Origin of the sequence: Litorimonas sp., from assembly GCA_029936425.1 — a bacterium.
Lineage (GTDB): Bacteria > Pseudomonadota > Alphaproteobacteria > Caulobacterales > Maricaulaceae > Litorimonas.
Genome location: JAPYSU010000035.1, coordinates 1 through 1,046 on the forward strand (window position 1 = coordinate 1; position 1,046 = coordinate 1,046).

A 1,046-nucleotide genomic window follows, 5' to 3' on the forward strand; every position below is an offset into this window, starting at 1 on the left:
AGAGTGGGTTGATGAGGCGGATCCTGTGGCAGATTCGCAGAACGCGATTGAGCGTGAAGATTTTCGGTTCAAAGGAGTTTACGGATACTCGTTATATGTACCGGGGGCCCCTAACGATTGCATTTTGGGTTCCGAAGGACGAAATAAGATTGTAGTTCCAATTGAAGGAACTTCTGACGCTATTCCTAGTTACGAGCATGCGCGGCTACAGGCAATAGCAACTGAATATGCCGAGTGGTACAACATGCAGATCCTCATATATCTTATCGAGAATGAGGCTTGGCAGTGTAATTTATAACAAGCGGCGGCAGTCGGACCAAATTTCTGCTCCTCCGTCGCTCCAATTTACCCGCTGTGCCGGGCGTTCGAGAGTTAAAAACCGGAGAGTCTGCTTGGAAAAGCGAAGACAAACGCACCTGGAGTCCATCAAAAAAGAGAGTGCCGAAGAAGGGCGTCAGCTTCTACGTATGCTGAAATTGACGCCTTTGATTGTCTTCTACGGTATGTATGTCTCTGGAATTTATAAAGCAGAAGGACTTTTATCTGCTTCAGTTGCCTGGCTGTGGGTTGTTTTTTTGATTGTCGATTGGCCGAAGGGGATCATAAAGAAAACGGGATTGGCCATGGTGTTTGGTGTTTTTCTTCCGTTTGTTGTATTGCCGTATTTGGGTCATTAGTAGAGGCGACGGCCATGTGTTCTGCAAACTGCCCCGTTATGGCAGGAGTGAGATGTCTCATCTATGTTTAGTGTCATGAACCAGCACAAGTATCTCGATATGGTTGAGATACAAGAAACCCATAAGGATTGCTTAAGGATCGTAATAGCTGAGGCTGGAGTATCTAATACTTATTCGGACATGTCACCAGAAGAAGAGCCCAATGATGCGCTACGTGAGATGTTGAACGAGAGCAATTCCATAGAGGTAACCGAAAGCAGTGCCCGCTATGAAATTGTATTCGATAACTACATAGCCTATGCAGTAACGGATGAAAGTTATGCTGGAGGTATAGAGGAAGTGTTCGAAGGCGGGTCTGCACGAATTTAT

Annotated in this window: 3 protein-coding genes; all 3 read left to right on the plus strand. The window is 45.9% G+C overall.

Going from position 1 to position 1,046, the window contains the following annotated elements; genetic code table 11:
* Positions 1-298: hypothetical protein (locus ACN0IC_RS14630; RefSeq protein ID WP_416879524.1), on the plus strand; the 298-nt coding region annotated here is incomplete at its 5' end.
* 94 nt (positions 299-392) lie between these two features.
* Complete coding sequence (locus tag ACN0IC_RS14635) at positions 393-677, plus strand: hypothetical protein (RefSeq protein ID WP_039926555.1); 285 nt, start codon at positions 393-395, stop codon at positions 675-677.
* 75 nt (positions 678-752) lie between these two features.
* Positions 753-1,046, plus strand: a 294-nt coding sequence (locus ACN0IC_RS14640; protein ID WP_416879525.1) for a hypothetical protein, incomplete at its 3' end; no start/stop codon positions are given.